Source organism: Sodalinema sp., assembly GCF_046483825.1.
Lineage (GTDB): Bacteria > Cyanobacteriota > Cyanobacteriia > Cyanobacteriales > Geitlerinemataceae > Sodalinema.
This window is the reverse complement of the sequence record NZ_JAWOCL010000223.1, coordinates 1-4,418: the sequence shown is the minus strand read 5'-3', so window position 1 is coordinate 4,418 and position 4,418 is coordinate 1. Positions and strand designations below refer to the sequence as shown.

At 53.2% G+C, this 4,418-nt stretch carries 4 protein-coding genes and 1 pseudogene; all 5 read right to left on the bottom strand.

Translation table 11 applies throughout. From position 1 onward, the window contains the following. Window positions 1-94: 94 nt before the first annotated feature. Window positions 95-601 (bottom strand): DUF4149 domain-containing protein, encoded by a 507-nt coding sequence (locus R6U67_RS14625; RefSeq protein WP_410253229.1) that lies wholly within the window; start codon window positions 599-601, stop codon window positions 95-97. A gap of 178 nt (window positions 602-779) precedes the next feature. Beyond that, window positions 780-2,033, bottom strand: a complete 1,254-nt coding sequence (locus R6U67_RS14620) for an ATP phosphoribosyltransferase regulatory subunit (RefSeq protein ID WP_410253228.1) — start codon at window positions 2,031-2,033, stop codon at window positions 780-782. A gap of 19 nt (window positions 2,034-2,052) precedes the next feature. After that, the gene (locus R6U67_RS14615) at window positions 2,053-3,018 is read right to left on the bottom strand and encodes a DnaJ domain-containing protein (RefSeq protein WP_410253227.1); all 966 of its coding nucleotides are present in this window, start codon (window positions 3,016-3,018) and stop codon (window positions 2,053-2,055) included. A gap of 181 nt (window positions 3,019-3,199) precedes the next feature. Further along, a complete protein-coding gene (locus R6U67_RS14610) occupies window positions 3,200-4,057 on the bottom strand; it encodes an inositol monophosphatase family protein (protein WP_410253226.1) in 858 nt (285 codons plus the stop codon). A 213-nt stretch (window positions 4,058-4,270) separates the two neighbouring features. Continuing rightward, window positions 4,271-4,418: pseudogene (locus tag R6U67_RS14605) on the bottom strand (RNA-guided endonuclease TnpB family protein); the annotation flags it as partial.

Below are 4,418 nucleotides of genomic sequence, written 5' to 3'. Positions count from 1 at the left end.
CTGTTCCCTGTTCCCAGTTCCGGTGTTCCCTCAAAAAAAAGAGATTCGCCTCTTGACAAATCTCTTTATTCGTGCATCTAGGACGAAAGTGGGATTAACTGACTTGCATTTGACGATGACAGAGGCGGAGTAGAACCCAGGCTGAGGCGAGTTTGAGAACTTCAAGAACCCAATAGCCTTGCTGTATCGTCTCCATGAGGGGTGAGAAGCCAGTCAGAGGCTCTAGGGGCGTTAACGACATCCCTAGGGCGCTCATCTGGGGGGTAAAGAAATAGGTGTAGGCGATCGCAATTCCCAACAGTAGCGTTGATAAGATGATGGCTTTGCGGGTTTGGGAGCCAAAAAAGTGATCTTGGCGGTTGAGAACGAGTACGCCCGTCAAAGCCAAGCCCCCGAATAACAGTTCAAGATGATTGAACCGCTCAAAGGCGCTGTAGCCCATCGCGGGGAAATCCGGCTGACTCATCATGCCCAGGCTATACATTCCGGGCATCAACACAAAGTCTAACATCAGACTCCCGCCGAACCACAATGCCAAAATCAGGGTAATAATGGCTTGCCAAGAGGGAGTTTTGCGAATCCAGGCATTGAGTGCAGTCATGGCGTCTTCAGTGTTGTTTCCTATGTTCAGGATAACGAACTTCTGACGCCACAACTATGACAAATTATTGCAAGAAACTCACGAATCTTGACAGTCTCATGATGGGCTTATGACGGGTTTATAATTGTTTAGAAACACCCGGCTAATTATTAAGATTTATGACAAATTTAGGACAAATTTAGGACGAAGGCTCCGAGTTAACTAATTCGTTGACTAATTCCGTTTCGCTGCTGCCATCGGCCTCAACCCAGGCAATTTGGGTGACACGACGACGGCGGGCGCTGTCTCGCAGGCGATCAGCCTCAACGGGGTGATCGAGACAGAGTTCAACGCGGATGAGATCCTCTTTTTGCCGTAACTGCCCGGCGAAGGCGAAGGCGGCGGCTTGAGCCTCGGGGGAACGAGGAACAACGAGCCAATCGCTAGAGGGGGTTTGCTCCGGGAGTTGGTCGCCGCTGAGAAGTAGATGATGCAGATCTTCGAGGTTGAAGGAGAAGCCAATCCCGGAGCAGGCGTGATGTTGGGGATGATAGAGTTCGAGGAGTTGGTCGTAGCGGCCGCCTTTCCCGAGTAGTTGGCGATCGCCGCGACTGTGGCCCACCACCTCAAACACAATCCCAGTGTAGTAATTAAAGGTTTCAATCAAGCTCAGATCCAGGACAATTTGCCCATAGAAGTCGGGCTGAGTCGCCTTAAGGATGCCGAGGAGGGCGCGTAGATTGTCCAGGGCTTGCTGGGCGTTTTCAGGGAGGTCAAAGGTTTGTAAGCGCTCTAGGACCTCCTCGGGAGTTCCCCGTAGATTAAAGAGGTTCAGGGCGCGATCGCGGTGTTCTGGGGAGAGATCGAGAGTTTCGAGAGTGACATAATCGAGATCGGCGATCGCGGCCCGAATTGCCGTGCGGCTGGGTTCTGGGAAGGGTTCGAGGAGCGATCGCGTCAGTTGGGCTTCTCCGAGGACCACTTGCACATCCTCAACCCCCAAGCGATCTAAACTATCGGCCAGCAACAGTAACACTTCCGCGTCGGCCAGCGGGCCACTGGCCCCAAGCAGTTCCACACCCGCTTGATAAAACTCCTGTTGACGGCCATAAGCATTGCCACCACTGCGGCGGAACACATTGGCATTGTAGTAGAGTCGTTGCGGGAAGCTAGAGTCCGAGAGACGACTGACCGCCGCCCGAGCAATGGAGGCGGTGAGTTCGGGCCGTAGCCCCAGGAGTTCATCGTCGTTATTTTGGAACTGGACTACGGTACTGCGATCGATGGCCCCTCCGGCCATGAGCGTATCCAGGCGTTCTAGGGTCGAGGTAATGATGCGGTGATAGCCCCAGCGGCGGAAAGCATCTTGCAAACGCCGTTCAATCCATTGTTTCTGGGTGACATCGAGGGGCAGGAGATCCCGCGCCCCAGCGGGAGGTTGGTGTACCGTCATGGGTTTTGTTGTGAGTTGCTTATTTTTTCTTATTGCCAAAGAGTCCAAAGAGTCCACCGCCCCCTTGATCTGATTTTTTAGATTTGCTTTTAGTTTTATCAGATTTTTTGGGGGGTTTACTCTTGGGTTTCGCCCCGCTACCGCTCGGCCGTGCCATCATCCGGGTTAGGGTTTTGCGGGCTTCGAGGGCTAAGGGTTCTTTGGGGTCGAGTTTCAGCGCTTTCGTGGTGTGGGAGTTGGCCATCGTCACGTTAACTTTGGTGGGTTGTACCTCTTGCTGTTTGAGGTAAACCAAAGCCATCAGACCATGACAGCGGCTGTTCTCCGGTTCGAGTTTAAGGGCATCTTGGAGTTCTTTGCGAGCTTGGGCAAAGTTTTTCTGCTCCATGAGCGATCGCGCCCGTTGTAGATACTGCTCAACAAAGGTATTCGTGGACGCACGAGGGGGAGGCGGTGCCGTCGTCGGTCCAGGGGAGGGCCGTTTGGAGGGTTGCGCCCAACCTTTGTTTTGTTGTTCACGACGGTAGAGATAAACCAAGTTCAACTCACTCAATTGGCCAATATAGTCCTCGATGTGGTTGAGGTCTTGGTATTGTTGTTCAGCCAGTTCGCTGATGGCTTTGTGATAAAGCGCGTCGTAGTTGTTCGTCTCGATCAGACGTTTGGCGACGGCGGAGTTGATCTCAATACGGCTATATTCCTGTTGCAGTCGCTTGGCCAGCATCCGCAGCAAGATGGTGTAGTCTGAGGCTTCCCGCTCGTTGGAGAATTTACTATAGGCGGGATTGACCAATTTTGAGAGAACGGCTTGGGCCAACTCGCGGTTATCCGCCTGACAGACATCGGGATGTAAGCAGCGGGCAATTTTGAGATAACGTTTCCGAATGGCCTTGGCTTCGGCATCGATGGCCACGCCGAGAATGGCATGATGATCACTGAAGTCGAGGGTAAATAAGCCTCGGTTAAAGTCAAAAGAGAACGACATTGTGTCGTCACCACCTCCCTGCGATGAGTTTCCTGATACGAGTGACGCGACCGTACCATCTTTCCGGGGATGAGTTTCCTGATACGAGTGACGCGACTGTATCACCTCCCCGGGATGAGTTTCCTGATACGAGTGACGCGACTGTCTCTACTTTACTGTGGTTACTGTAGTTGTTGGAGTCTTAGACGGGCGATCGCGCGCTGAGGCGACCAATTCCGGGAAGTTCTCCGAGGGGTTGGACTTCAGCGAGGCGATCGCTCAGGTCAGAATGGAGATGGCCATTGGTAGCCAACAGTCGCCCGGAGGGTAAATCCAGGGGAGATTGGTCATAGGCGGTGACCACACCCCCGGCTTCTCGCACCAGGACGATTCCGGCGGCTAGGTCCCAGGGAGACAGTCCCCGTTCCCAATAGCCATCAATGCGGCCACAAGCGACATCCGCTAAGTCCAATGAGGCTGAACCGCCGCGACGAACGCCCTGGGTCAGATGGGTCAGATAGCAAAATTCGGCATAGTTATTATCATCTCGTTCTCGTCGATCATACGCGAATCCGGTGACCAATAGGCTGCGATCGAGGGTTTTGGTCTCCGAGACGCGCATGGGTTGGCGGTTATAGGTGGCCCCAACTCCCGTAGCGGCTTGGAAGAGATCTCCCCGAATCGGGTTATAGACGACCCCCACTTCGGGAACGCCATCGATGAGGAGGCCGATGGAGACGGAACAGACGGGATATTGATGAGCGTAGTTGGTGGTTCCATCGAGGGGGTCGATCGCCCAACGGAAGGAACTTTCAGCATTGCCCAACACGCCCGATTCTTCGGCGAGGATACCACAATCGGGGCTGTGGCGTTGTAAGACTTCGAGGACTTTGGCTTCGGATTCTTTATCGGCGACGGTTACCAAGTCTCCAGAACGTCCTTTTTCTTCGACGGCTTCGAGTTTTCCCCAATAGGTTTGTAGAACCGCCCCACCTTGCAGGGCGGCTTCGGTGGCGATGTCGAGAAAGAATTTCAGTTTGTCGGCTGTGACGGAGGTCATAAAAAAGGTTGACGTTTAGGGGTGCAGTTTTGACGGGATGAGTCGGCGATCGGCTTTGAGAAGTTTAGCAGATCGATGACCGTGGATTCATCTAGCGGAGGGATGAGTGGAGCAGGGTTTTCGGGGATTTTTTAGAGGTCTGTTGACATTTTGCAGCTAGGGCGGTGTGAGTGAACTACCGAACAGTGAATCAAAGATTACACAGTCGGCTTCCTACCCAGCAAATTGCGAGATAGTAGATTTCTTACGTCCTCTACTATCTCGACTTACACTTGGGCGATAGGCGAACTCCCCAGTCCCTGAGGATAAAATACGCAGTCCTTCGTCTCTGATATTTTTGGCAGCGTTGATGTCTCTATCG